This window comes from Rhodobacter sp. 4.3.4, from assembly GCF_058724655.1.
This window is the reverse complement of sequence record NZ_CM178967.1, coordinates 1-25,599: the sequence shown is the minus strand read 5'-3', so window position 1 is coordinate 25,599 and position 25,599 is coordinate 1. Positions and strand designations below refer to the sequence as shown.

The window sequence follows — 25,599 nt, the reverse complement described above, 5'->3', positions numbered from 1 at the left end:
TAGATTAGCGTATTTCCCTCGCGCATAAAGCATCGAACGCATGGAGGACCAGATGGCCCTGAAACCCAAGGATGCCCCCGATCTTGCCCGGTTCGACTGGGATGACCCGCTGCGCCTGAACGGCCAGCTGAGCGAAGAGGAACGGATGCTGCGCGAATCCGCCCGGGCCTATGCGCAGGAAATGCTTGCCCCCCGCGTGATCCGCGCCTTTGCCGAGGAAGAAACCGATCCGGCGATTTTCCGCGAAATGGGGCGGATGGGGCTTTTGGGCGTGACCATCCCCGAGGAATATGGCGGGCTCGGGGCCTCTTATGTGGCCTATGGTCTGGTGGCGCGGGAAATCGAACGGGTCGACAGCGGCTATCGCTCGATGATGTCGGTGCAGTCGAGCCTTGTCATGTATCCGATCTATGCCTACGGCACCGAGGCGCAGCGGCGGAAATATCTGCCGAAGCTCGCCAGTGGCGAATGGATCGGCTGTTTTGGCCTGACCGAATCCGATGCGGGGTCTGACCCCGCCAGCCTGAAGACCGTCGCGAAGAAGACGGCGAACGGCTATGTGCTGACCGGATCGAAGATGTGGATCTCGAACGCGCCGATCGCGGATGTCTTCGTGGTCTGGGCGAAATCCGAGGCGCATGGCGGCAAGATCAAGGGTTTTGTGCTGGAAAAGGGTCTGAAAGGGCTCTCGGCGCCGAAGATCGCGGGCAAGCTTTCGCTGCGGGCCTCGATCACCGGCGAGATCGTGATGGAGGGGGTCGAGGTCGGCGAAGACGCGCTTTTGCCGGGTGTCGAGGGGCTGAAAGGGCCGTTTGGCTGTCTGAACCGGGCGCGCTACGGCATTGCTTGGGGCGTGATGGGCGCGGCCGAGTTCTGTTTCCATGCGGCGCGGCAATACGGGCTGGATCGCAAGCAGTTCGACAAGCCGCTGGCGCAGACGCAGCTTTATCAGCTGAAACTGGCCAATATGCTGACCGATATCACGCTGGGTCTGCAGGCGGCCCTGCAGGTCGGGCGGTTGATGGATGATGCCAATGCCGCGCCCGAGATGATCTCGCTGATCAAGCGCAACAACTGTGGCAAGGCGCTGGAGGTGGCGCGGAATGCCCGCGACATGCATGGCGGCAACGGGATTTCGGAATCGTTCCAGGTGATCCGGCACATGGTGAACCTTGAAACGGTGAACACCTATGAGGGCACGCATGATGTGCATGCGCTGATCCTTGGCCGGGCGGTGACCGGGTTGCAGGCGTTCTACTGAGCCTGCCGGTTGGCCAGTTCGGCGTTCAGCGCAGCACCGAACAAAACCGAAAAGGCGCCAAGATAGAGCCACATCAGCAGCGCGATGACCGCGCCTAGCGAGCCATAGACCTTGTTGTAGGTGCCGAAATTCGCCAGATAGGTGGTGAGGCCGAGCGAGGCCCCACCCCAGACCAGCGTTGCCACCACCGCGCCCAGCGAGAAGATCGGATCGCGGCGGCGCGGTCGATAGGGGGCAAAGCGGTAAAGCACGCCCAGCACCGTCAGCATCAGCGCCACCATGGCGATCCAGGGCAGGCCCGAGAGCAGCACATTCGTCACCGCATGAAAGGGCAGAAAATTCGCCAGGATCGGCAGGGCGACGATCATCGCCATCGCCATCAGCATCACGCCGACCAGCGCCACCGTCATCAGATAGCCGAAGAGGAAGCCGAAAATGGTGTTGCGCGGCTCTGATCCGTGGATCACGTTCAGACCCTGCACCAGTGCATCCACCCCGGCCCGCGCCGAAAACAGCGCCAAGGCGACCGAGATCAGCGTCCCCCAGCCGACCACCCCGCGCGGACCCGCCAGCAGCGTGCTGAGCTGCGCATCAAGGATCGCATAGGCCTCGGACGGGATGAAATTCTGTGCCACCTCCAGATAGGTGCGAATGACGACCGGATCGGCGAACGTGCTCCAGATCGAGATCGTCGCGGTCAGGCCCGGAAACACCGCCAGCATGGCATAGAATGCCACCCCGGCCGAGATCAGGAAGATGTTGGTCTGGGACAACCGATCCCGCAGTCGAAAAACAAAACGCATGCCGCCCTCGCTGATGCCAGCATCGCCGATTGCCCGCCGGGGCACAACGTTCCTGTGGCGGGCCTTGGGTGGGGCCCGGAAATCTTTGGTCCGGCACAAAGCGGCTCTGCACCGGCAGGAAAGGCGATCCGTCAGAGCGGAACCCGTTTCATTGCGCCGCCATTTCCCGGCTGGAGCCCAAAAGTTGCTCGGTCAGCTCATGCAGCGCCAGGGCCGCCGCCCCATGCGCCCAAAGCAGATCCCCCCAGGCATGGGTCTCGATTCGCGGCCCGTCGCGGCCGGTGTCCAGCATCAGCTCCCGCATCTCGGCCAGGGTCTCGCTGGCGTAAAGGTAGTCATAGCGCATCCGCTCGCCCGAAAGGATGATCAGCGCCGGATCGAACAGATTGACGATGTTCGACAGCCCCACCGCCAGATACCGTCCCGCCCGCCGAAAGATCGAGCGCGCGGCGGCATTGCCCGCTTTCGCATGATCGAACAGGCTTTCCAGCATCACCCCGACCGGCTGGGTATCGCCAAGCGGCAGGTTCAGCGCCGTGCGGGCCTCGCGCACCAGCGCATAATCGGCCACATAGGCCTCCAGACAGCCGCGCTGGCCGCAGCGACACAGCGCTCCGTCCAGTTGCACCTTGGTATGGCCCAGCTCCATCCCCATGCCGCGCGAACCGCGATAGATCCGGTGGTTGATGACAAAGCCCATGCCCAGACCGTGTTCGATCGTCACCACGGCGAAATCCGAAAGCTTGCGACCGGCGCCGAACCAGAGTTCCGCCAGCGTCACCAGATTGGCGTCGTTGTCGATGAAAACGGTCAGGCCCAGCCGTTCGCGCAGCGCCGCCTGCAGCCCGACGTGACGGTCGGAGAGCACGGGCGACCAATGCACCACCCCCGCTTCGGAATCGACGAAGCCCGGAACGCCCAGACCCAGCGCCAGGATCGCCTCGCGGTCGACCCCGCCCTTGGCACAGACGCGGTGCAGCAGCCGCTCGGCCGCCTCAAGGATGCCGTCAAGCCCCATCGCCCCGGGGCTGCGCGGGATCGCCTCGCCCGCGATCATGTTGCCGGCGAAATCGACCAGAACCGCGGTATGTTCGCGGTCGGAAAGCTTGATGCCGACCACATGCCGGGTGTTCGGGCGGACCCGCAGCGCGACAGCCGGGCGACCGCGGCCGCCTTCGCCCTCGCGCAGGGTCTGCACCTCTTCCAGCAACCCGGTCTCGATCAGCTCCGAGGTGATCGTGGTGACCGAGGCCGGGCTGATGCAGAGTTCCTTGGCCAGCTGCACCCGCGCCATCTGCCCGGCCGCCCGGACCCGTTCGAAGATCTGCTGGCGCAGCGGCCGGGCGGTTTCCGAGAGCGGCTGAATCAGCGGACCGCAGCCGAGAGAGGCCTTGCCGATCTGGGAGATCTTCTTCATCGCGGCATCTTTCATTCAATGGATTAACAAAAAGACGGCACATCAACGCGCTGCAGCGATCATTCTTGCCGCAATGCAGCTATTTCCCGCCGCTCCATTGGTCAACCTCATTTTTGCGCCCCATTTTTATTTTGACAACTAAAATTATTCAACTCATCCTTTGGGCATCCCGGCGAATCTGTCGGGCGGTCCGTCGGGCCACATCTCGGGAGGAGAACATGTATAAAACCCTTTTCGCCGCCGTCGCGCTGACGGCCGGCCTTGCCACCACGGCCTTTGCCGACATGACCGTGGGCGTGTCCTGGTCGAACTTCCAGGAGGAGCGCTGGAAGACCGACGAGGCCGCGATCAAGGCGGCGCTGGAAGCAGCCGGTGCGAAATATGTCTCGGCCGATGCGCAATCGTCCTCGGCCAAGCAGCTCTCGGACATCGAATCGCTGATGGCGCAGGGGGTGAATGCGCTGATCGTGCTGGCGCAGGACACCGAGGCGATCGGCCCCGCCGTGCAGGCCGCCGCCGATGAGGGCATTCCGGTCATCGCCTATGACCGTCTGATCGAGGATCCGCGGGCCTTTTACCTGACCTTCGACAATGCCGAAGTGGGCCGGATGCAGGCGCGGGCGGTTCTGGCCGCGGCGCCCAAGGGCAATTACGTGATGATCAAGGGCTCGCCCACCGATCCGAACGCCGATTTCCTGCGTGGCGGGCAACAAGAGGTGCTGCAGGCTGCGATCGACAAGGGCGATATCAAGATCGTCGGTGAAGCCTATACCGACGGCTGGCTGCCCGCGAATGCGCAGCGCAACATGGAACAGATCCTGACCGCGAATGACAACAAGGTCGATGCGGTGGTGGCCTCGAACGACGGCACCGCCGGGGGCGCCGTGGCCGCGCTGTCCGCGCAGGGGCTGGTTGTGCCGGTCTCGGGTCAGGATGGCGATCATGCCGCGCTGAACCGGGTCGCGCTGGGCACGCAGACCGTTTCCGTGTGGAAAGATGCGCGCGAACTGGGCAAGAATGCCGCGGAAATCGCCGTGGCTCTGGCTGGCGGCGCCGACATGAAGTCGGTCGCGGGGGCCACCGAATGGACCTCACCCGCGGGGACCAAGATGACCGCCAAGTTCCTGACGCCGCTGCCGATCACCAAGGACAATCTGGCGACCGTCGTCGATGCGGGCTGGATCCCGAAAGAGACGCTGTGCCAGGGCGTGACCGCCGGTCCGGCGCCGTGCAATTGACCTGACCTGAACCGGGGCGGCTCGCAGGCCGCCCCCCTTCCAAAGAGCGCCGCGGCGCCCTTTTTCGATCGGATACCCCATGAACAAACCGGCCCCGCAGGACGGCGGTCAAAAGCGCTCGCTTTTGCAGTCGCTCGAGTTGGATACACGGCTTCTGGGCATGATCGGCGCTTTCGTCGTGATCTGCCTGGTCTTCAACGTGATCACCGACGGGCGCTTCCTGACGCCCCGCAACATCTTCAACCTGTCGATCCAGACCGTTTCCGTGGCGATCATGGCCACCGGGATGGTCTTTGTGATCGTCACCCGGCATATCGACCTTTCGGTCGGTGCGGTGCTGGCGATCTGCTCCTCGGTGATGGGGGTGATGCAGGTGCAGCTGCTGCCGCAATTCTTCGGCATCGGCCATCCGCTGGTGATGCCGCTGACGGTGATTGCGGGTCTTCTGACCGGCGCCGCGATCGGCGCGCTGAACGGCTGGCTGGTGGGATATCAGCGCATCCCGGCCTTCATCGTGACGCTGGGCGGGCTGCTCATTTGGCGCAACGTCGGCTGGTATCTGACCGACGGGCAGACGGTCGGGCCGCTGGATCAGACCTTCATGCTGTTTGGCGGCGTCGAGGGCACGGTGGGCTCTGCCCTGTCCTGGGCTTTGGCGGTTTTCTTCTCTGTTCTGGCTGTTTTGGGTCTTTGGCGGGCGCGTCAGGCGAAGATCCGGCATGAATTCCCGGTGAAACCGCTCTGGGCCGAAGGCGCGCTGATGGCCACTGCCGTCGCGGCGATCCTTGGTTTCGTTGCGATCCTGAACAGCTATGCGATCCCGGTCGGCCGTCTGAAACGCGAATTCGACTCGCGCGGCGAGGTGATGCCCGAAGGCTATGTCGATTACTTCGGCCTGCCGATCTCGGTGCTGATTCTGGTCGTGATCGTCGTGGTGATGACGCTGATCGCCCGCAAGACGCGCTTTGGCCGCTACATCTTCGCCGCGGGCGGTAACCCCGATGCGGCGGAACTGTCCGGCATCAACACCCGGATGCTGACGGTAAAGATCTTCACCCTGATGGGCGTCCTCTGCGCGATTTCCGCGATGGTGGCGCAGGCGCGTCTGGCGAACCATACCAACGACATCGGCTCGCTCGATGAGCTGCGCGTGATCGCGGCAGCCGTCATCGGCGGCACCGCCTTGGCCGGGGGCATCGGCACGATCTATGGCGCGGTTCTGGGCGCGGTGATCATGCAATCGCTGCAATCGGGCATGGCGATGGTCGGCGTCGATGCGCCGTTCCAGAACATCGTCGTCGGCGGCGTGTTGGTTCTGGCCGTCTGGATCGACATTCAATACCGCAAGCGCACGGGGGAAAAGGTATGAGCACCCGCGGAACCCCTCTCGTCGAGATGCGCGACATCTCGATCGCCTTTGGCGGCATCAAGGCGGTGGATCATGTGACCATCGACCTGTATCCGGGCGAGGTCGTCGGTCTTCTGGGCCACAATGGCGCGGGGAAATCGACCCTGATCAAATGCCTCTCGGGCGCCTATCAGATGGACTCTGGCGCCATCTACATCAACGGCGAAAAGGCCGAGATCCGCAATCCGCGCGACGCCCGCGCCTATAACATCGAGACGATCTATCAGACGCTGGCGCTGGCGGACAACCTTGATGCGGCCTCGAACCTGTTTCTGGGGCGCGAGCTGGTGACGCCCTTCGGCTTTGTCGATGATGCGCAGATGGAGGCCGAGACCCGCAAGATCATGGGGCGGCTCAATCCGAATTTCCGCAAGTTCAAGGAGCCGGTGAAGGCGCTCTCGGGCGGGCAGCGGCAGTCGGTCGCCATCGCCCGGGCGGTCTATTTCAACGCGAAAATCCTGATCATGGACGAGCCCACCGCCGCGCTGGGCCCGCATGAAACCCAGATGGTGGCGGAGCTGATCGAGGAGCTGAAGGCGCAGGGGCTGGGCATTTTTCTCATCGAGCATGACATTCACAACGTCATGCGGCTGTGCGACCGCGCTTCGGTGATGAAGAACGGCCAGCTGGTCGGCACGGTGAACGTGAAAGAAGTTACCGACGAAGACATCCTCGGCATGATCATCCTTGGCAAGAAGCCCGAGGGGGGCACAGTCTGATGTATCTGGGACTGGATCTGGGCACCTCCGGGCTCAAGGGCATCCTGATCGACGCGGATCAGAAAGTCCTGGCCGAGGCGACGGCGCCTTTGACCGTTTCCCGCCCGCAGGAGGGTTGGTCGGAACAGGCGCCCGCCGACTGGATCGGCGCGGCGGAAAAGGTGCTGGCGCAACTGGCGGGCTTCGGCCTTGGTGAGCTGCGCGGCATCGGGCTGTCGGGGCAGATGCATGGGGCGACGCTGCTGGATGCGTCGGATGACGTGCTGCGGCCCTGCATCCTGTGGAACGACACCCGGTCCCATGTCGAGGCTGCCGAACTGGATGCCAACCCGATCTTTCGGCGGCTTTCGGGCAATATCGTCTTTCCGGGCTTCACCGCGCCGAAACTGGCTTGGGTGGCCCGGCATGAACCCGAGATCTTCGCCCGGGTGGCAAAGGTGCTGTTGCCGAAAGACTATCTGCGGCTCTGGCTGACCGGCGAGCATGTGGCGGAAATGTCCGATGCGGCGGGGACGGCCTGGCTTGATGTCGGCCGCCGCGACTGGTCCGAGGAACTGCTGCAAGCCTCGGGCATGCGGCGCGAGCAGATGCCGCGTCTGGTTGAAGGCTCCGAGGTTTCGGGCAAGGTTAGAGCCGAATTGGCCGAACGCTTCGGGATGCCTGCGGGGGTCGTCGTGGCCGGGGGCGGGGGCGACAATGCCGCCTCGGGGATCGGGGTCGGCGTGGTGAGGGCCGGGCAGGCTTTTGTGTCGTTGGGCACTTCGGGGGTGCTGTTTGCCGCCAATGACGGCTATCAGCCCGATGCCGCGACGGCCGTGCACACCTTTTGCCATGCGCTGCCCGGCACCTGGCATCAGATGGGGGTGATCCTGGCCGCCACCGATGCGCTCAATTGGTTTTCGCGCCTTGCCGGGGCCGCGCCCAAGGATCTGACCGCGGGTCTTGGTGCGCTTCAGGCGCCCGGAAAGACCCGATTCCTGCCTTATCTGGGCGGCGAGCGCACGCCCCTGAACGATGCTGCGATCCGCGGCGCCTTCATCGGGCTGGAGCACGCGACCGACCGCGCGGCGGCGACGCGGGCGGTGCTGGAAGGCGTGACCTTTGCCATCCGCGATTGCCGTGACGCGCTTGCCGCGACCGGCACGAAGATCGACAGCCTGCTGGCCGTCGGTGGCGGCTCGAAATCGACCTATTGGTGTCAGGCGATTGCCACAGCGCTGGGCACGCCGGTGTCCTTGCCGGTGGCTGGGGATTTCGGCGGGGCCTTTGGCGCCGCGCGACTGGCCGTGATGGCCGCAACCGGGGCGGGCGCCGAACTGGCCGCGCAACCGGTGATTTCCGCCGTGATAGAGCCGGTTTCGGCGCTGTCATCGGCATTCGACGAAGGCCATGCCCGCTACCGCGCGGCGCAGGCCGCAATCCGGGGACTGACATGACCGACTTCTTCAAGGGTATTCCGCAAATCCGCTACGAAGGCCCGACTTCGACCAACGAATTCGCCTTCCGGCACTACAACCCCACGGAAGTGGTGATGGGCAAGACGATGGCCGAGCATCTGCGCTTTGCCATCGCCTGGTGGCACAGCTTCGCCTGGCCGGGCGGCGACCCCTTCGGTGGTCAGACCTTCGAGCGGCCGTGGTTTGGCGACACGCTCGAGCTGGCGAAACTGAAAGCCGATGTGGCGTTTGAGATGTTCGACATTCTCGGCGCGCCGTTCTTCTGCTTCCACGATGCCGATATCCGCCCCGAGGGCAGGGATTTCGCGGAAAACACCCGCAACCTGGAAGTGATCGTCGATTACATCGGCGAGAAGATGGCGGGCTCGAACACCAAACTTCTGTGGGGCACGGCGAACCTGTTCAGCCACCGCCGTTTCATGTCGGGCGCGGCGACGAACCCCGACCCGGAGGTGTTCGCCTGGTCGGCGGCGACGGTGAAGACCTGCATGGATGCCACGCACCGGCTCGGCGGGGCGAACTATGTGCTCTGGGGCGGTCGCGAGGGCTATGAGACGCTTCTGAACACCGACCTGACCCGCGAGGCGGAACAGGCCGGGCGCTTCCTGCAGATGGTGGTCGAGTACAAGCACAAGATCGGCTTCAAGGGCACGATCCTGATCGAGCCGAAACCGCAGGAGCCGTCGAAGCATCAATATGATTACGATGTGGCGACGGTTTACGGCTTCCTGAAACGCTTCGGCCTTGAGAACGAGGTCAAGGTGAACATCGAACAGGGTCACGCGATCCTCGCCGGGCATAGTTTCGAGCATGAGCTGGCGCTGGCGGCTTCGCTTGGCATCCTTGGCTCGATCGACATGAACCGGAACGATTATCAATCGGGCTGGGACACCGACCAGTTCCCGGATTCGGTTCCCGAGATGGCGCGGGCCTATTACGAAGTGCTGAAAGCGGGCGGCTTCACCACCGGCGGCACCAATTTCGACGCGAAGATCCGCCGTCAGTCGATCGACCCGGAAGACCTGATCCTTGGCCATGTCGGCGCGATGGATGTCTGTGCCCGGGCGCTGAAAGCCGCCGCTGCGCTTTTGGAGGATGGCAGTCTCGAAGCGCAGCGCAAGGCGCGTTATGCGGGCTGGGATACGGCCGAGGCAAAGGCGATGCTCGGCTCGGATCTGGCCTCGATCGAGGCGCTGGTGCGGGCCAAGGGCATCAATCCGCAGCCGAAATCCGGGCGGCAAGAGCGGCTGGAAAATCTCTGGAACCGGTTCGTCTGACCCATGAAAGGGCCGCTCAAGCGGCCCTTTTCAATCAAGCGTTTGGCGAAATCGGCTCAGCGCCAGAAGCGAGAAGAAGACCGCAAAGCCGGTCAGTGCCAGCAGCGGCTGCGCGATATCGGCCAGCGTCGCGCCTTTCAGCATCACCCCCCGGATCAGGCGCAGGAAATGGGTGAGGGGAAGCGTTTCGCCGATCCATTGCGCCCAAGCGGGCATGCCGCGAAACGGGAACATGAAGCCCGAAAGCAGGATCGACGGCAGGAAGTAAAAGAAGGTCAGCTGCATCGCCTGCATCTGCGTGCGGGCAAGCGTCGAAAACACATAGCCCAGCACCACCAGCGCCATCACGAAGACCAGCACGCCGAGCATCAACAGCCAAAGGCTGCCGACAAAGGGCACGCCGAAAATCGTTTTCGCCGCGATCAGCACCACGCTGACCTGCACCGCGCCGACGATGAAGAACGGCAGCACCTTGCCCAGCATTACCTCGATCGGCGTGACCGGCATCGAGAGCAGGTTTTCCATCGTCCCCCGTTCGACCTCTCGGGTCAGCGCCATCGCGGTCATCATCACCATCGTCATCTGCAAGATCACCCCCAGAAGCCCGGGGACGATGTTGTATTGCGTGAGGCCCTCGGGGTTGTAGCGGCGATGCACGACGACCTCGAGCCGCCGCGCCGCGCTGGCGGCCGCCTCGGCTTCGGTGCCGCTTTCGCGCAAAAGCGCCTGTGCGGCGACCGTGCCAAGGGTGCCGATGGCGCCCGAGGCCACGGCGGGATCGGTCGCGTCGGCCTCGATCAGTATCTGCGAATGTTCACCGCGAGTGACTTTGCGGCCGAAATCCGAGGGCACGGTGACGACGAAACTGACCTGCCCGGTGGCAATGAGCCGCTCGGCCTCGGCGGCGGTGACCTGCGGATGGGTGAAGCGGTAATAGCCGGTCAGTTCCAGCGCCGAGACCAGCGCCCGGGAATAGCGGTCCTGCGTCGGTGCGACCAAGGCGGCGGGCAGGCCCTTCGGGTCGTTGTTGATCGCGAAGCCGAAAAGCATCAGCTGCATCAAGGGCACGCCCAGCATCATCGCGAAGGTGATGCGGTCGCGGCGCATCTGCAGCGCTTCCTTGCGGATGAGGGTGAAGAGGCGGCGGAAGGACAGGAAGCGGCTCATGCCATGTTGTCCTTTGACGCGCCCATCAACTGGATGAACACGTCTTCCAGGCTGGTCTCGGCCGCGATCAGCTGGGCGCCGGTGGCTGTCGCAACCTCGGCGGCGGCCTGGTGCAGGGCGGTGCCATCGCGGCCGATCACATGCAGATCGGTGCCCCAATGCGCCACCTGCTCGACCTCCGGGCGGTGGGTCAACAGCGCCTGCGCCGCGGCGGTTCGCCCCCCGCGCAGGATCACCGTGACCAGACCGGCGGCGGCGATCACCTCTGCCACCGTGCCCTGCGAGATCAGCTTGCCGTAAGAGATATAGTTGATGCGATGGCAGCGTTCCGCCTCGTCCATGTAATGGGTGGAGACAAGGACGGTCAGGCCGCTGGCGGCGCGGGCGTGGATTTCATCCCAGAAGTCCCGCCGCGCCTTCGGATCGACGCCGGCGGTGGGCTCGTCCAGCATCAGCAGTTTCGGGCGGTGCATCAGGCAGGCGGCGAGCGCCAGCCGCTGCTTCCAGCCGCCCGAGAGCGATCCGGCCAGCTGCGCGCGGCGGCTGGTCAGGCCCAGATCGGCGAGCGTTTCGGAAACGGCGCTGGCGGGCAGGCCATAGACGCCCGCGACGAAGCCCAGATTTTCGGCGATGGTCAGGTCTTCGTAAAAGCTGAAACGCTGGGTCATGTAGCCGACCGCGCGCTTGATCGCGCTCTGATCGCGCAAGATGTCGTGGCCCAGAACGCGGCCTTCCCCCGCATCCGGGGTGAGAAGCCCGCACATCATGCGGATCGTCGTCGTCTTGCCAGAGCCGTTCGGGCCCAGAAAGCCGACGATCTCGCCCGGTTGCACGCGGATCGAGACCCGATCCACCACCGCCCGTTTGCCGAACCGCTTCGTCAGATCGGTCACGGCGATCGCGGGCAGGCTCATTTGCGCGCCTCGGCCAAGCTCACATCGACGATCTGGCCCGGTTTCAGCGCCGTCGCGTCATCGGGGCGGGCTTCCAGCAGATAGACCAGCTTCTGCCGGTTCTGCAGCGAATAGATCACCGGCGGAGTGAATTCCGGCCCGTCAGCGACATAGGAGACCGTCGCCGTCAGACCCGGGCCGCAGCCGTCGCAATGCACCTCGAGCCGGGTGCCGGTGCGCACCTGCGCCAGCTGCGCTTCGGGCAGGTAAAGCCGCAGCTTCACCGCCTTATCGGGCAACATCGTCAGGATCGGCGCCGCCGGCCCCGAGATTTCCCCGGGCCGCCGCAACAGATCCGAGATCACCCCGTCGGCGGGGGCGGTCAGGCTGCGCTGTTCCAGCACCCAGCGTGCCTGTTCCAGCCCGGCCTGACCGGCGCGGACGGCGGCCTCGGCGGCGGCGATCTCGGCCTTGCGGGCGGGCAGGCGGGCCACGGCCAGATTGGCCTCGATCTCGGCCACTTTCGCCTGCGCCATGGTCAGGGCGGTCTGCGCATCCTCGCGCTGGGCCGAGGTCGCCGCGCCGCGGCTCTCCAGCGCTGCAAGCCGCAGCGCGGTGCGTTCCGATTCAATCGCCTGCGCCCTGGCCGAGGCCAGCGCGGCCTCGATCACCCGGATTTCCTCGGGGCGGCGGCCTTCGCGCAGGTTTTCAAGCTGGCTTTCCGCCTGCGCCAGCGTCGCGGTCGCCTGATCGACGGCAATCCGCGCGTCGCGGCTTTCCTGTTGCGCCAGCGGCGCCCCGGCCTGCACCCTTTGGCCGCGCGTGACCGAGAGGCTGGCCAGTTCCGCCACCGAGACCGGGGCGATCATCACATGGTCCCCCTCGACATAACCGGTCGCCATGGGTGGCGGCGCGGCGCAACCGCTCAACAGCGTGGCGATCAGGGGCAGCGCGCACAGCGTCATCGCGGGAACCTCCGTCTGGCGGCGCTCAGGCCCGGCAGATTGGCCTTGCAGACAGAATTCAATCAAATGCTTGCAAGATCAACCTGGAAACGAAAGCCCTGTCCGACCCCGGTGGCAAAAAGCCAAGAACGCGCCGCAAGCGACGCGTTCGGGCAGGAAGCGGCTGCAGCGGTCAGTTGACCACGAATTCCGCGTGCAGCGCCCCAGCGGCATTGATGCTTTTCAGAATGTCGATCATGTCGCGCGGGCTGACCCCCAGCGCATTCAGCCCGGCGACCACATCGGAGAGCGAGCTGGTTTCGCCGACCTCGGCCATCTTGAGACCCGCGCCCTCCTCGATCGAGGCTTCGGTCCGCGGCACCACGACGGTCTCGCCGCGGGCGAAGGGGTTCGGTTGCACGGCGATCGGCGCTTCCTGCACCCGCAGCGTCAGGTTGCCCTGGCTGACTGCGACGCGCGAAATCCGCACATCCTCGCCCATGACGATGGTGCCGGAGCGCTGATCCACCACGACGCGGGCGCGTTGTTCAGGCTCGACCGTCAGGTTTTCGAGCCGTTCCAGCACATGCGCAGCCGAGCGCATGTTGGCATTGGCGATGCTGACCGAGACGGTGCCCGAATCTTCCATCGCGGCGATGCGCGACCCGAATTCGCGATTGATCGCCTTTTCGATCCGCGCCGCGGTGGTGAAATCGGGCGTGCGCAGCGCCAGCCGCACGTCCGAGAGGCTGTCAAGATCGAAGCCGATCTCGCGCTCGACATGGGCGCCCGAGGGGATCGTGCCCGAGGTCGGAACCCCCTGCACGACCGAGGCGGCCTGCCCCTGGGCCGAGACGCCCCCGGCGATCACCGCGCCCTGTGCGACGGCGTAGATCTCGCCGTCGGCCGCGTTCAGCGGCGTCATGATCAGCGTCCCGCCGAGCAGGCTCTTGGCATCGCCGATCGCCGAGACCGTGACATCGATCTTCGCCCCGGCCCGGGCAAAGGGCGGCAAGGCCGCCGTCACCATGACCGCAGCGACGTTTTTCGGCCGGAACTGCTCGCCGGTAACGTTAACGCCGAGCCGCTCCAGAATATTTGCCATGATCTCTTCGGTGAAGGGCGCATTGCGGATCCCGTCGCCGGTGCCGTTCAGACCGACCACAAGCCCGTAGCCAACAAGGTCGTTGCCCCGCACGCCATCGAATTCGACCAGATCCTTGATCCGGATCGGGGCGGCAACGCTCAGGGACGGCAGCAGGAGCAGCAGCAGGAACGCCAGAAGTTTCATCACAGGTAATCCGTCAGGGAGAGTTGCGTCAGCCGCGAGGTCAGCGTGTAAAGCGTTTCCAGCTGCGATTTCGTGGCTTCCAGCGCCGTCGCCGTCTCGAAATCGTCGACACCGACCAGCTCTTTGCGCGCGATTTCCAGCGCGGTCACTTGCGTCGAATTGCGGGTCTGCGCATCGGAGATGATCGCTTCGACCGTGCCCAGATCGGCCCGCAGCGCGGTCATCCCGCCCTCGGCCGAGGTGATGCGTTCCCCCGCCGCGCGGATCAGCAGCGACCGGGTTTCATGGTTTTCGGGCACCAGATCGCGGGCGATCAGCGTGGCCAGGGCAAAGCCCTTCAACATGTCGCGGATCTCGGAATCCGCCGCCGTGGTGGTCAATTGCGCGGTGTCGGTTTCCGACAGCCGCACCTGCGACAGGGTGGTTGCGCTGCCAAGATAGGCCTGGTCAAGGAACCCGCCCCCACCGGCGGCGGCGTCAAACCAGGTATCGACGGCGGCGACAATGTCCGAAGCGACCGTCATGCCGGTCACGAGCGTTTCGATGCTGGTGATGATCGTATCCGCCGAAGCCACCGGTTTCGTGTCGGTGGTCGCGCCGGAAAAGACGTAACGCCCGGCGACATTGACATTCAGTGCATCGACCACGGCTTTGAACCGTTCCTCTGCATTGCGCGCCCCGGCCTCGATAACGTTCGGGGCAGAAGCGAAAGACGAGGACAGGAGGGTCGCGCCGATCGCCGTGGCATGACCATGGATGGTCTCGAGCGCATCCTGCTGCGTCCCGGCAAGAAGATCGGTTTCCGCCGCCACCTGCTTGTAGGCTTCGCTCCGGGTCATCGACCGGTTGATCGCGGCGAGGGCGGTGAAATCGCCGCCGACCTTGGTGCCCAGATCCTTGCTGATGCCAGTGACGACCTCTTCCGAGAGCTGCGACATCGTTGCCTTCAGCTGCACATTATGACGGCGCATCAGATAGGTCTGCGACATGTCACCGATGGAGATGTATTTCATGTCAGATATCCAGAAGTTCCTGCAGCATGGCATCAATGGTCTGAATGACCTTCGCATTGGCGGAATAGGCCTTTTCGATGACGAGAAGGTTTTGCAACTCGTAATCTTTGTCCACGCCGTCGGCGAGCGACAGCTCGGTCAGGGCTTCCTGACGGGCGGTGGCATAGCCCTGGGTCATCTCGGCCGATTGCCGCCCCAAAGCGGCGAAAGACAGCAAATCCGCCGCCAGACCCGAGGCACTGCGCAGGGCAGAGCCGTAATTCCCCGAAGCCGGAGCAGATTCGCGGGTCAGCGCCGCGGAAAGCGCATTCAGGATCTTCCCGTTGCTGATCGCCCCGGGTGCCGCGGCCATCAGCCCGTCCCGCAGATGCCAGGAGGCGCCGCCCTGCTTGGGGTCGACGATCGCGTTCAGCTGGATCCGTTCGGCCAGCCCGACTTCGGTGGCGGGGTCGAAAGCGGCGCCCGCATCGGTGAACAGACCGGGATCGCCCGCAGACAGGGTGGTATCGACGCTCGGATCCTCGAACCGGGTCATCAGATCGCGGGCAAAGGCGTCCAGCTTGCTCTGCGCCTCGGGGGCAAGTTCGTCGCGCACCGCAAAAGCGGCGCCGAGCGTGCCGCCGCCCAGCGGACCGTCATCGAGGGTTGAGGCCGGATAGCCATTGATCGTCAGCCCGGACAGCGCCCCCGAATCCAGCGTCAGATGGGGGGCCATCACCCCCGCGCCATTGAAGCCGATGGTGGCGGGGGTGCCATCAAGCAGGATCGTCCCGCCGGTGGTGAAAAGCGCGATCTGGTTGTTGTCGCGCTGCACGACCCGGATCGGCACGATCTCGGCGATCTGGTTTACCAGAGACTGCCGTTCGTCCATCAGCCCGGCGGCATCATTGCCGATCGAGATCTGCGTGGTGATCGTGCGGTTCATCTCCTGCAGCTGCACCAGCGTCTCGTTCAGCGTGCGGACCTGTTTGGCGATCGACTTGTCGGCGGTCAGCCGCGCGGCCTGCAGGTCCTTGGAGACGCTGTTCAGCTTGTCCGCCACCGTCGAAGCGGCATTGACCGCCGCCGTCAGCCGCGCCGTGCTGTCGGGCATGCTGGCGGCCGTCAGCAGGGCGCTTTCGAAATCCGACATCGTGGCCGACAGGGACCCGGCCTTCTCCGGATCCCCAAGCTGGGATTCGAGACGGTTGTAGAAATCCGCCTTGGCGGTGATGTTTGCCGCCGCCGAATCCGCCAGCAGAAGATCCTGCTGCACCACCTGGTTCACGATCCGGTTGACGCCGAGAATGCGGACCCCGCCGCCGGTCCCGCCAAGCGTTTCCGATGCGATGGAGAGTTCCCGACGGGCGTAGCCTTCCGTCATCGCATTGGCGATGTTGGAAGAGACGACCTCGGCTTTCCGGGACGATGCCGTCAGCCCCGACAGGGCGAAGTTGAAGGCACTTGCGATGCTCATGGGTCATCTCCTCCTTGTGCGATCATCAGGCTCAGCGCTTGATGTTCGTCGTCTCCTGCAGCATCTCGTCGACGGTCTGGATCACCTTCGCGTTCGACGAATAGGCCCGCTGAGTCTGGATCAGGTTGGTCAGTTCCTGCGCCACATCGACCGCCGAGCCTTCGCGGGCATAGCCCTCGACCGCGCCGGTCGGACCGTCACCGGCGTCCCAGAGATAGAACGACCCCGAGGTGGACGAGACCTGGAAGGTCTGGTTGTCGAGTGCCGTGAGGCCGTTGATGTTCGCCACGTCGACCAGCGGCACCTGATAGACGGTGCGGATGAAGCCGGTGTCGTAAGTCGCCTTGATGAAGCCGTTCTCGTCGATCTCGACCGAGGTCAGGTTCCCCACCGGCGAGCCGTCCTTGCTGATCGAGGTCGGTGCGAAATCGCTGGCAAGCTGGGTCAGACCGTTGGTGTCACCCTGTTTGCCGATGGTGATGGTGATGTCCTGCAGCCCGTCAGCCAGCGCGAAGTTCGTGGCATTTGTGAAGTTCAGCGTGCCCTCGGTCGAATCCCAGACCGGGCCATGGATCGTGGTCACGTTGCTCAGCGTGCCGCCATTCGTGCCGGTGTTGTCGAAGTCGAGCGTATATTGCCCGACGACGCCGACATCGATGCCATAGGGATCGGTCGTGGTCGCCGAATCCTTGATCGTCATCGTCCACTGGTTGGAGTTCGGGCTGCCCGCCGCCGGAATCGTCGGCGTGAAGGAGACTTGCAACGTGTTCGAATTGCCGAGGTTGCCGAAATATTCGATCGAGGAGGTCAGCGTTTTCCCGCCTGCGGTATCCGCGGTTTCGCTGGCGGGCAGGTTGATGCCCCAGTTCATCGCCGTCGTCGGGTCGCCCGCGGTCTGGTTGGCGTTGATCACCACCGGTTGCAGGCCGGTGACGGTATCGCGCGCATTGACCGGGATCGTGCCATCGGCCAGCGCCGCCCAGCCAAGCAGCACAAGCCCGGAATCGGTCCGCAGCACGCCGTCCTTGTCGGTGTGGAACGACCCGGTCGAGGTCATCGTCAGCGGCTGGTCGCCCAGCCCGTTCGCCAGCGCCGAGGTGTTGGCAACGGGCAGGAAGCCGCGACCGGAAATCGCGATATCCATCGCATTCGATGTGCCGATCAGCGAGCCGCGCTGGTCGATCAGACGGCCCGAGGAGGCGCGCACGCCCCCGGCCGAATAGGTGCCGGAGCTGCGCGCCTGGGTCAGCACCATGCTCTCGAAATCCGCCGTCGCCCGCTTGTAGCCGTAGGTGCCCGAGTTGGCGATGTTGTCGGAAATCGTTGCCAAACGCGTCGAGTTGGCTGCAAGGCCTGCCACACCCGCGTTGAGCGAAGAAGAAATGGACATGTAAGCGCCTTTCTGCTGCTGCGTCCCCTGATCGAAGCCACCTTGCCGCAATCGCCGTTAAGATCGGCCTAACGCTTAAAATGCCCCTGATTTCTTCTTCGCCCGGTTCAGCGTCCGTTGCGCAGCAAGATCAGCTCAAGCCGGTTGTTGCGCACCGACATCGGCGTCTCGACGGCCGGTTTGCGATCGGCAAAGCCCGAGACCCGTTGCAGTCGCGCGGCATCGAACCCCGCGGTTTCCATCAGGATTCGCATCCTTTGCGCGCGTTCCGAGGACAGATCCCAGACCGGATTGGTGCGCAGCACCGAAGGATAGGAGCGCGTATGGCCGTTGATCGCGACATTGTTCTTCGTCAGACTGAAGACCCGCGTCAGCATGCCCGCGATTTCGCCCAGAATCGGTTCCGGCTCGGCGGTATCGGGAACGAAGAGCGGCTCGTTCTCCAGATCGAAGAATTCGACGATCAATCCCTCGTCCGTCACCTTGGTGACGATGTGACGGGCCAGCTGTTCGCTGACCATCGATTCGCCCGAAGTTGCCGACAGCGCCTTTTCGATCTCCTTGGCGAGGCGGTCGAACTCGGCCTGATCCTCTTTCTGCTCCTGCTTGGCGGCGCCGCTGTCGCCGCGGGCCTGGCGTTCCTCGGTCGGAGATTGCCCCGAAGCCCCGGTGCCATTCTGTGCCACCTGATCTTCGGAAAACACGGAATCGCCGCCAAAGGCGCCTTCGCCGCCGCCCGAGATCCGGTTGATCGGAATCGTCGGGTTGAAGTAATCCGCGATCCCCTTGCGTTGCTTTTCTGTTGTCGCGTTCAGCAGCCACATCAGCAGAAAGAAGGCCATCATGGCAGTGACGAAGTCGGCATAGGCAACTTTCCACGCCCCACCGTGGTGCCCGCCGCCCCCGACGACCTTCTTGCGCTTGATGATGACTGGTGCGACACCATCCTGTGCGCCCATATCCCACCACCTCTATTTCACCCGGAACCAGAGCTAGCAGGCGCCGCTTAAGGCCGCCTTAACGGATAAAATCGCAAGCAATTCCTTGGGGTTTCGGTCACGCCCGCGCGGTGAATCCGCCAAAGGCGCCGCCAAAGAAGCACAGCGGCCGGCCGTCGCGCCGCAAATCGAAGCGGCAGACGCGCCCAAGGATGATGGTGTGATCGCCGCCTTCGTGCAGCGCCTCGGTCACGCAGTCGAATCGGGCCAGCGCGTCGGGCAGAACCGGCACGCCCGCGTCGTTGCGGGTCAGCGTCAGCCCTTCGAAGCCCGGCCCCGAGCGCGAGAATCGCGTGGTCAGCGCGTGCTGATCCTCGGCCAGAACATGAATGGCAAAGGCGGGCGCCGCGGTGAAATGCCGGTGTCGCATCGAGCTGCAGGCCACCGACCAGAGCACCAGCGGCGGATCGAGCGAGACCGAGGCGAAGGAATTCACCACAATCGCGATCGGGTTGCCGTCATCCGCGCTGCAGGCGGTGACCAGTGCCACCCCGGTGGCAAAACGGCCCAGCGCATCGCGCAACAGCCGCGGCTCCGCGGGGTCGGGCAGGTGGCCTTCGACCCCGGCGGGGGTCGCGTCGATCCGGTCGGTCTCGGTCATCATCGTCCCCTTGCGTCGCGGCCCGGAGGGGCCTCAGAAATCGAGGTTTTCCACGCTCAGCGCGTTTTGCTGGATGAATTCGCGCCGCGGCTCCACCACATCGCCCATCAGTTTCGAGAAGATGTCCTCGGCCTCGGCCACGTCATCGACGCGCACCTGCAACAGCGTCCGCGCCGCGGGGTCAAGCGTGGTTTCCCACAGCTGTTCCGGGTTCATCTCGCCCAGCCCCTTGTAGCGCTGCAGCGTCAGGCCCTTTTCGCCCTCCTGCAGGATCGCCGTCAAAAGATCGAGCGGACCATGGATGAACTGCTCGCGGTCCTTGCGGATCAGCCGGGCGGGCGCGCGATAGCTTTCCTGCAGGCTCGCGGTGTATTGCGACAGCCGCCGCGCTTCGCCCGAGCGCAGCACCGGGCCATCCAGCGTGCGGACCTCTTCGACGCCGCGCAGGATGCGCGACATCCGCAGCCCGTGGTCCTGCGTCGGCCGCCCCATCCAGCCGCGTTCATATTCCAGCGCGATCAGGTCGAGCCGCGCCGAAAGCTCGTCGGCCACGCCCTGCGCATCGGCATCGATCCGGCCGGGCAGCAGCGCCCCGGCAATCGCCGCCTGTTCCAGGATGCGCTGCGGGTAATGCGTCGGGAAGGCCTGCAGGATGCGGCGCACCTGCCGCGCCTCCTCGACCAGCCGCGTCAGATCGGCGCCGATGATGTCGGTGCCGTCGCCCAGCCGCAGAATCGCCCCTTCAACCCCTTGATGCACAAGGTAATCTTCCAAGGCGGCCTGATCCTTTAGGTAAACCTCGGATTTGCCGCGGGCGACTTTGTAAAGCGGCGGCTGCGCGATATAAAGATAGCCGTGCTCGATCAGCTCCGGCATCTGCCGGAAGAAGAAGGTGAGCAGCAGCGTGCGGATATGGGCGCCGTCCACGTCGGCATCGGTCATGATGACGATCTTGTGGTAGCGCAGCTTGGCGATGTTGAACTCGTCGCGACCGATGCCGGTACCCAGCGCGGTGATCAGCGTGCCGATCTGATCCGAGGACAGCATCCGGTCGAACCGCGCCCGTTCCACGTTCAGGATCTTGCCGCGCAAGGGCAGCACAGCCTGGTTCTTCCGCTCGCGTCCCTGCTTGGCCGAGCCACCGGCCGAATCCCCTTCGACCAGGAAGACTTCGCTCAGCGCCGGGTCCTTTTCCTGACAATCGGCCAGCTTGCCGGGCAGGCTTGCCACATCCATCGCGGTCTTGCGCCGGGTCAGTTCGCGGGCCTTGCGGGCGGCTTCCCGCGCCAGCGCGGCTTCGATGATCTTGCCGACGATGCCCTTGGCTTCGGTCGGATGCTCCTCGAACCATTCCGCAAGCTTTTCGTTCACCAGATTCTCGACCGCCGGGCGGACCTCGGAGGAGACCAGCTTGTCTTTGGTCTGGCTGGAGAATTTCGGATCGGGGACCTTGACCGACAAAACGCAGGTCAGGCCTTCGCGGGCATCATCGCCGGTGAAATCGACCTTTTCGCGTTTCGCGATGCCGCTGTCTTGCGCGTATTTGGTGATCGTCCGGGTCAGCGCGCCGCGAAAGCCCGCCAGATGGGTGCCGCCATCGCGCTGCGGGATGTTGTTGGTGAAGGGCAGCACGGTCTCGTGATAGCTGTCATTCCACCACATCGCCACTTCGACACCGATGCCGCGGACCTCGCCGACCATGTAGATCGGATCGGGCATCACCGCGGTTTTCGAGCGGTCCAGATATTTGACGAATTCGCGCACGCCGCCTTCGTAATGCAGCTCGCTGCGCAGGGGTTCGGCGGGGCGTTCGTCTTCCAGAATGATCCGCACGCCGGAATTCAGGAAGGCCAGTTCCCGCAGCCGGGTTTCCAGCGTCTTGAAGCTGAAATCGAGGTTCGAGAAGGTCCCCTCCGGGTCGGTGGTCTTGGATGACGCCATGAACCGGACCTCGGTGCCCTTTTCGCCGGGGGCCTCGCCGATTTCGCGCACATGTTCGACGCAATCGCCCTTTTCGAAGCGGGCGAAATAGACCTTGTCGTTGCGCCAGACCTTCAGCTCCAGCCAGTCGGAGAGCGCGTTCACCACCGAAACGCCGACGCCGTGCAAGCCGCCCGACACCTTGTAGGCGTTGCCGCCCTCGTCGGTGTTGTTGAATTTGCCGCCCGCATGCAGCTGGGTCATGATGACCTCGGCTGCCGAGACCCCCTCTTCGGGGTGGATGTCGACCGGGATGCCGCGGCCGTTGTCGCGCACCGAAACCGAGCTGTCGGCGTGGATCTTCACCGCAACGTAATTCGCATGGCCCGCCAGGGCCTCGTCGATGCCGTTGTCGACGACCTCATAGACCATGTGATGCAGGCCCGAGCCATCGTCGGTGTCGCCGATATACATGCCGGGGCGTTTGCGCACCGCTTCGAGGCCTTTCAGGACCTTGATCGACTCCGCGCCATATTCGGCTTTGTTCTTCGGGGTTTCGGTCATCCGCGCCTATCCTGCTTTTCGTTGCGGACTTATAGAGTTTCGGGCGGGCAATGTCACGCCTTGGCCACAATATTCAGCGGTTCAGGGGCGGCTTTCCACCAGGTCCGAGGTTCCCGCAACCTCCGTCACCTGCCAATAGCGCCCCCGGTCGCCCAGGGCGTCGAAAAGCTCGGCCCCGGTGCCGGTCATCAGCACCTGGGCGGGCAGGGCGCAGATTTCGTCATAAAGCGCCGCCCGCCGCCCGGCATCCAGATGTGCCGCCACCTCGTCCAGAAGCAGCACGGTGTTTTCCCCGGCAAGCGCCCGGGCATTGGCGAGCAGCAGCGAAATCAGCAGCGCCTTTTGCTCGCCGGTCGAGCATTGATCGGCCGGGATCGCCTTTTCGGCATAAACCGCCGTCAGATCGACCCGATGCGGGCCTTCAAGCGTTCGCCCGGCCGCCATGTCGCGCCGCCGCCCCTCGGCCAGCGCTGCGGCCAGATCCTCGGGCCCCTCGGCGCTCAGCCCCAGATCCGCCGCGGGAAAGGCCGTCGCCGCCCCCGCCTGCGCGGCGGCCAGTTGCGCCAAAGCCGCGCGCCGATGCGCGGTCATCAGGGCGCCTGCCTCGGCCATCCGCGCCTCCAGCGCGCCATACCAGGCCGCATCGCGGATCTCGTCCTTCAAAAGCCGGTTGCGTTCGCGCATCGCCTTTTCATAGGCCAGCACGGCTTCGGCATGGGTGGGAAAGAACGACAAAGTCATCCGGTCCAGAAACCGCCGCCGCCCCTCGGCCGCCTCGATCCAAAGCCGGTCCATCGCGGGCACCAGCCACAGAACCCGCAAGAGCCGTCCCAGCGCCACCTGCGCCGCCGCCTTGCCGTCGATCAGCACCTCGCGGCTTTGGCCGGGCAGGGCTGATGTCTCGATCTCATATTCGGAAAGTGTCGCGCGGATCTTCCAGCCGACCTGCTCCTGTCGCCGGATCAGCTCCTCGGCCGAGGCGCGGCGCAGCCCCCGCCCGGGGGACAAAAGCGACACCGCCTCCAGCACCGAGGTCTTGCCCGCCCCGTTCGGCCCGTAAAGCGCCACCGGCCGGGAATCCACCGACAGGACGCCGCGCCGATGCGAGCGGAACTGCAAAAGCGTCAGATCCCGCAGCATCGCGGCCCTGCTTTTTCCTGGTCCAAATACGCCCTTGCCGCCCGCGTCACACGCGCATCGGCATCACGACATAGACCGCCGAAGTATCGTTGCCCTCGCGCATCAGCGTCGGATCGCCCGAGGAGTTGAACAGGAAGACCGCATTTTCCCGATCCACCTGGCTGGCGATCTCCAGCAGATATTTCGCGTTGAAGCCGATCTCCAGCCGCTCGTCGCCGTAAGCCACAGCCAGTTCTTCCTCGGCCGCGCCCGCATCGGGGGCATTGACCGAAAGCACCAGCCGGTCTTCGTCGAGGCTCAGCTTGACCGCGCGCGAGCGCTCCGAGGACACGGTGGCCACCCGGTCCACGGCTTTCGCAAACTCGGCCGCATCGACTTCCAGACGCCGCGAATTCCCCATCGGAATGACGCGGGTATAATCGGGGAAGGTGCCGTCGATCACCTTCGAGGTGAGGGTGATTTCCGGCGTGGCAAAGCGCACCTTGGTTTCGCTGACCGAAACCGCGATCTGCGCCTCGTCATCATCCAGAAGCTTGCGCAGCTCGTTCACCGTTTTCCGCGGCACGATCACGCCCGGCATGCCTGCGGCGCCTTCGGGCAGCGCCGCATCGATCCGCGCCAGCCGGTGCCCGTCGGTCGCGACGCAGCGCAGCGCCGGGCCATCGTCGCCCGTCGCCACATGCATGTAGACGCCGTTCAGGTAATAGCGCGTCTCCTCGGTCGAGATCGCGAATTTCGACTTGTCGAAGAGCCGCTTCAGCACCCCCGCCTTGGCGACGAAATTCGCGGTATATTCCGACGAGGCCATCACCGGGAAATCCTCGCGCGGCAAGGTCGCGAGGTTGAAGCTCGAGCGCCCGGCCATCACCGAAAGCCGCCCCGCCGCCGCATCATCCGACAGCTGCACCAGCGATCCGTCGGGCAGTTTGCGCACGATCTCATGCAGCATCACCGCCGAAACCGTCGTCGCGCCCGCGCGTTCGACCTGGGCCGGGGCCTTGTCCACCACCTCGATGTCAAGGTCGGTGGCGCGGAAGGACACGGTCGAGCCATCCGCCTCGATCAGCACGTTTGCGAGGATCGGAATGGTGTTGCGCCGCTCGACAACGGACTGGGCCTGAGACACCGCCTTGAGCAGGGCGGCGCGTTCGATGCTGATCTTCATATCCATTCCTCGCCGGTTCCCGGGGGCGGCAAGGTAACATGCCGCCGCGCCGGAACAAGATTTTTCCGGACATTCCGCCGCTTTGCGCGGGGCGTCAAGGGTTTCAGGATTCCATCAACCGCTTCAAGAGCCCGATATCTTCGGCCAGTTGCCGATCGGTCGCCATCAGCTCGTCGATCTTGCGGATGCCATGCATGATCGTGGTGTGATCGCGGCCGCCGAAACGACGCCCGATTTCGGGCAGCGAGCGGGTGGTCAGATGCTTCGACAGATACATCGCCACCTGCCGCGGCCGGGCGATGGTGCGCAGCCGCTTCGGCCCGATCATGTCGGAGAGCCGCACATTGTAATGCTCGGCCACCTTGCGCTGGATCTCCTCGATCGTCACGCGACGGTCCGAGGCGCGCAGGATATCAGCCAGACATTCCTGTGCCAGATCGAGCGTGATCTCGCGCCCGACCAGCGAGGCAAAGGCGAACAGCCGCGTCAGCGCGCCTTCCAGCACGCGCACGTTCGTGGTGATCCGATGCGCCAGGAATTCCAGCACACCCGAGGCCACGACAAGCCCCGGATTGCGGGCGGCATGGATCTCGGTCTTGGTCTGCAGGATGCCCAGACGCAGCTCGTAATCGGTCGGATGCAGATCGACGACCAGACCGCATTGCAACCGGCTCTTGATCCGTTCCTCCAGATCCTTGATTTCCCCCGGCGCGCGGTCGGCGGAAATCACGATCTGCTTGCCCTGATCGACCAGAGCATTGAAAGTATGGAAGAATTCTTCCTGCGTGCTGTCCTTGCCTGCAATGAACTGCACGTCATCGACCATCAGCACGTCGACCGAGCGGAACAGTTCCTTGAAATCCATGATCTGCCGGTCGCGCAGCGCCTGCACGAAGCGGTACATGAACTGTTCGGCCGAGAGATAAAGCACCCGCAGCTCGCCATGCTGGGACTGCAGCTCATGCGCGATCGCATGCATCAGGTGGGTCTTGCCCAGCCCGACGCCGCCATAGAGGAACAGCGGGTTGAAGGTCACCGGACCGCCCTCGGCGACGCGGCGGGCGGCGGCATGGGCCAGCTCGTTCGGCTTGCCGACGACGAAGCTGTCAAAGGTGAAGCGCGCATCCAGCGGCGCCCCGGGAAGGTCCTGATCCTCGCTGATCCGCGCGGTTTTGCGCGCCGGGGCAGGGGCCTTTTCCGGCATCGGACGGGCTTCAGGCGCGGGCATCGGACGCCCCTCGGGCACGCGGATCGCCACGCGCTCGACCGCAAGGCCGGAATTGCGCAGCTCGCGCAGGATCGGTTCACCATAATTGCGCGAGACCCAGTCGCACATGAATTTCGTCGGCGCCTCGAAGGAAACGATGCCGTCCGACAGCTCGATCAGCTGCAGGGGCGCGATCCAGGTGTTGAAATTGGTCCGGCCGACGGTCCGTTGAAGTTCATTGCACGCCTGCCCCCAGAGTTTGTTCGTCAT

Annotated in this window: 21 protein-coding genes; 6 read left to right on the top strand and 15 right to left on the bottom strand. The window is 64.5% G+C overall.

Going from position 1 to position 25,599, the window contains the following annotated elements:
- Positions 1-40 precede the first annotated feature (40 nt).
- A complete protein-coding gene (locus AC4PTB_RS00105) occupies positions 41-1,261 on the top strand; it encodes an acyl-CoA dehydrogenase (protein WP_492191116.1) in 1,221 nt (406 codons plus the stop codon).
- Here AC4PTB_RS00105 and AC4PTB_RS00100 read toward each other — a convergent pair.
- Both AC4PTB_RS00100 and AC4PTB_RS00095 read right to left on the bottom strand, forming a co-directional pair.
- A complete protein-coding gene (locus AC4PTB_RS00100; protein WP_492191115.1) occupies positions 1,255-2,064 on the bottom strand; it encodes a YihY/virulence factor BrkB family protein in 810 nt (269 codons plus the stop codon). The genes AC4PTB_RS00105 and AC4PTB_RS00100 overlap by 7 nt on opposite strands.
- 148 nt (positions 2,065-2,212) lie before the next feature.
- On the bottom strand, positions 2,213-3,481 hold the full coding sequence (locus tag AC4PTB_RS00095) for an ROK family protein (RefSeq protein ID WP_492191114.1): 1,269 nt from the start codon (positions 3,479-3,481) through the stop codon (positions 2,213-2,215).
- Positions 3,482-3,699: 218 nt separating this feature from the next.
- Here AC4PTB_RS00095 and xylF point away from each other — a divergent pair, with 218 nt between their 5' ends.
- The 5 genes from xylF (at position 3,700) to xylA (ending at position 9,580) form a co-directional block, all read left to right on the top strand.
- Complete coding sequence (xylF, locus tag AC4PTB_RS00090; protein WP_492191113.1) at positions 3,700-4,719, top strand: D-xylose ABC transporter substrate-binding protein; 1,020 nt, start codon at positions 3,700-3,702, stop codon at positions 4,717-4,719.
- Positions 4,720-4,798: 79 nt separating this feature from the next.
- Positions 4,799-6,088 carry a sugar ABC transporter permease gene (locus AC4PTB_RS00085; RefSeq protein WP_492191112.1) on the top strand — a complete coding sequence of 430 codons (1,290 nt, stop codon included), beginning with the start codon at positions 4,799-4,801 and terminating at the stop codon, positions 6,086-6,088.
- Entirely contained in the window at positions 6,085-6,846 is a 762-nt protein-coding gene (locus AC4PTB_RS00080) for an ATP-binding cassette domain-containing protein (protein WP_492191111.1), read from the top strand. The genes AC4PTB_RS00085 and AC4PTB_RS00080 overlap by 4 nt, the downstream gene beginning before the upstream one ends.
- Positions 6,846-8,282 (top strand): xylulokinase, encoded by a 1,437-nt coding sequence (gene xylB / locus AC4PTB_RS00075; RefSeq protein WP_492191110.1) that lies wholly within the window; start codon positions 6,846-6,848, stop codon positions 8,280-8,282. The genes AC4PTB_RS00080 and xylB overlap by 1 nt, the downstream gene beginning before the upstream one ends.
- Positions 8,279-9,580 carry a xylose isomerase gene (gene xylA / locus AC4PTB_RS00070; RefSeq protein ID WP_492191109.1) on the top strand — a complete coding sequence of 434 codons (1,302 nt, stop codon included), beginning with the start codon at positions 8,279-8,281 and terminating at the stop codon, positions 9,578-9,580. Before xylB ends, xylA begins: the two co-directional genes overlap by 4 nt.
- A gap of 30 nt (positions 9,581-9,610) precedes the next feature.
- Here the strand turns inward: xylA and AC4PTB_RS00065 are convergent, their stop codons facing one another.
- From AC4PTB_RS00065 to dnaA, 13 genes are all read right to left on the bottom strand, one after another.
- A complete protein-coding gene (locus AC4PTB_RS00065) occupies positions 9,611-10,747 on the bottom strand; it encodes an ABC transporter permease (RefSeq protein WP_492191108.1) in 1,137 nt (378 codons plus the stop codon).
- The gene (locus tag AC4PTB_RS00060) at positions 10,744-11,661 is read right to left on the bottom strand and encodes an ABC transporter ATP-binding protein (RefSeq protein ID WP_492191107.1); all 918 of its coding nucleotides are present in this window, start codon (positions 11,659-11,661) and stop codon (positions 10,744-10,746) included. Before AC4PTB_RS00060 ends, AC4PTB_RS00065 begins: the two co-directional genes overlap by 4 nt.
- Entirely contained in the window at positions 11,658-12,605 is a 948-nt protein-coding gene (locus AC4PTB_RS00055; protein WP_492191106.1) for an HlyD family secretion protein, read from the bottom strand. The genes AC4PTB_RS00060 and AC4PTB_RS00055 overlap by 4 nt, the downstream gene beginning before the upstream one ends.
- A gap of 172 nt (positions 12,606-12,777) precedes the next feature.
- On the bottom strand, positions 12,778-13,875 hold the full coding sequence (locus tag AC4PTB_RS00050; RefSeq protein ID WP_492191105.1) for a flagellar basal body P-ring protein FlgI: 1,098 nt from the start codon (positions 13,873-13,875) through the stop codon (positions 12,778-12,780).
- Entirely contained in the window at positions 13,875-14,888 is a 1,014-nt protein-coding gene (locus AC4PTB_RS00045; RefSeq protein WP_492191104.1) for a flagellin, read from the bottom strand. The genes AC4PTB_RS00050 and AC4PTB_RS00045 overlap by 1 nt, the downstream gene beginning before the upstream one ends.
- Before the next feature lies 1 nt (position 14,889).
- Complete coding sequence (gene flgK, locus AC4PTB_RS00040; RefSeq protein ID WP_492191103.1) at positions 14,890-16,344, bottom strand: flagellar hook-associated protein FlgK; 1,455 nt, start codon at positions 16,342-16,344, stop codon at positions 14,890-14,892.
- A gap of 31 nt (positions 16,345-16,375) precedes the next feature.
- The gene (locus AC4PTB_RS00035) at positions 16,376-17,734 is read right to left on the bottom strand and encodes a flagellar hook protein FlgE (protein WP_492191102.1); all 1,359 of its coding nucleotides are present in this window, start codon (positions 17,732-17,734) and stop codon (positions 16,376-16,378) included.
- Between the two features lie 107 nt (positions 17,735-17,841).
- On the bottom strand, positions 17,842-18,693 hold the full coding sequence (locus AC4PTB_RS00030) for a flagellar motor protein MotB (protein WP_492191101.1): 852 nt from the start codon (positions 18,691-18,693) through the stop codon (positions 17,842-17,844).
- A gap of 97 nt (positions 18,694-18,790) precedes the next feature.
- Positions 18,791-19,333: a flavin reductase family protein gene (locus AC4PTB_RS00025; protein ID WP_492191100.1), complete on the bottom strand. Its 543-nt coding sequence runs from the start codon at positions 19,331-19,333 to the stop codon at positions 18,791-18,793.
- Between the two features lie 33 nt (positions 19,334-19,366).
- Positions 19,367-21,817 carry a DNA topoisomerase (ATP-hydrolyzing) subunit B gene (gene gyrB, locus AC4PTB_RS00020; protein WP_492191099.1) on the bottom strand — a complete coding sequence of 817 codons (2,451 nt, stop codon included), beginning with the start codon at positions 21,815-21,817 and terminating at the stop codon, positions 19,367-19,369.
- Positions 21,818-21,898: 81 nt separating this feature from the next.
- Entirely contained in the window at positions 21,899-22,957 is a 1,059-nt protein-coding gene (gene recF / locus AC4PTB_RS00015) for a DNA replication/repair protein RecF (protein WP_492191098.1), read from the bottom strand.
- A gap of 46 nt (positions 22,958-23,003) precedes the next feature.
- Positions 23,004-24,122, bottom strand: coding sequence for a DNA polymerase III subunit beta (gene dnaN / locus AC4PTB_RS00010; protein WP_492191097.1), 1,119 nt, complete (start codon positions 24,120-24,122; stop codon positions 23,004-23,006).
- 103 nt (positions 24,123-24,225) lie between these two features.
- Entirely contained in the window at positions 24,226-25,599 is a 1,374-nt protein-coding gene (gene dnaA / locus AC4PTB_RS00005; RefSeq protein WP_492191096.1) for a chromosomal replication initiator protein DnaA, read from the bottom strand.

Bases quoted from the DNA above. Each gene is read 5' to 3' on its own strand.
- AC4PTB_RS00095 (WP_492191114.1), bottom strand. From the start codon at position 3,481: ATGAAGAAGATCTCCCAGATCGGCAAGGCCTCTCTCGGCTGCGGTCCG.
- AC4PTB_RS00100 (WP_492191115.1), bottom strand. From the start codon at position 2,064: ATGCGTTTTGTTTTTCGACTGCGGGATCGGTTGTCCCAGACCAACATC.
- AC4PTB_RS00050 (WP_492191105.1), bottom strand. From the start codon at position 13,875: ATGAAACTTCTGGCGTTCCTGCTGCTGCTCCTGCTGCCGTCCCTGAGC.
- xylA (WP_492191109.1), top strand. From the start codon at position 8,279: ATGACCGACTTCTTCAAGGGTATTCCGCAAATCCGCTACGAAGGCCCG.
- recF (WP_492191098.1), bottom strand. From the start codon at position 22,957: ATGCTGCGGGATCTGACGCTTTTGCAGTTCCGCTCGCATCGGCGCGGC.
- dnaA (WP_492191096.1), bottom strand. From the start codon at position 25,599: ATGACGAACAAACTCTGGGGGCAGGCGTGCAATGAACTTCAACGGACC.
- AC4PTB_RS00085 (WP_492191112.1), top strand. From the start codon at position 4,799: ATGAACAAACCGGCCCCGCAGGACGGCGGTCAAAAGCGCTCGCTTTTG.
- AC4PTB_RS00065 (WP_492191108.1), bottom strand. From the start codon at position 10,747: ATGAGCCGCTTCCTGTCCTTCCGCCGCCTCTTCACCCTCATCCGCAAG.
- AC4PTB_RS00045 (WP_492191104.1), bottom strand. From the start codon at position 14,888: ATGAAATACATCTCCATCGGTGACATGTCGCAGACCTATCTGATGCGC.
- flgK (WP_492191103.1), bottom strand. From the start codon at position 16,344: ATGAGCATCGCAAGTGCCTTCAACTTCGCCCTGTCGGGGCTGACGGCA.
- AC4PTB_RS00105 (WP_492191116.1), top strand. From the start codon at position 41: ATGGAGGACCAGATGGCCCTGAAACCCAAGGATGCCCCCGATCTTGCC.
- AC4PTB_RS00060 (WP_492191107.1), bottom strand. From the start codon at position 11,661: ATGAGCCTGCCCGCGATCGCCGTGACCGATCTGACGAAGCGGTTCGGC.
- xylB (WP_492191110.1), top strand. From the start codon at position 6,846: ATGTATCTGGGACTGGATCTGGGCACCTCCGGGCTCAAGGGCATCCTG.
- AC4PTB_RS00035 (WP_492191102.1), bottom strand. From the start codon at position 17,734: ATGTCCATTTCTTCTTCGCTCAACGCGGGTGTGGCAGGCCTTGCAGCC.
- xylF (WP_492191113.1), top strand. From the start codon at position 3,700: ATGTATAAAACCCTTTTCGCCGCCGTCGCGCTGACGGCCGGCCTTGCC.
- AC4PTB_RS00080 (WP_492191111.1), top strand. From the start codon at position 6,085: ATGAGCACCCGCGGAACCCCTCTCGTCGAGATGCGCGACATCTCGATC.
- AC4PTB_RS00025 (WP_492191100.1), bottom strand. From the start codon at position 19,333: ATGACCGAGACCGACCGGATCGACGCGACCCCCGCCGGGGTCGAAGGC.
- gyrB (WP_492191099.1), bottom strand. From the start codon at position 21,817: ATGACCGAAACCCCGAAGAACAAAGCCGAATATGGCGCGGAGTCGATC.
- AC4PTB_RS00055 (WP_492191106.1), bottom strand. From the start codon at position 12,605: ATGACGCTGTGCGCGCTGCCCCTGATCGCCACGCTGTTGAGCGGTTGC.
- AC4PTB_RS00030 (WP_492191101.1), bottom strand. From the start codon at position 18,693: ATGGGCGCACAGGATGGTGTCGCACCAGTCATCATCAAGCGCAAGAAG.
- dnaN (WP_492191097.1), bottom strand. From the start codon at position 24,122: ATGAAGATCAGCATCGAACGCGCCGCCCTGCTCAAGGCGGTGTCTCAG.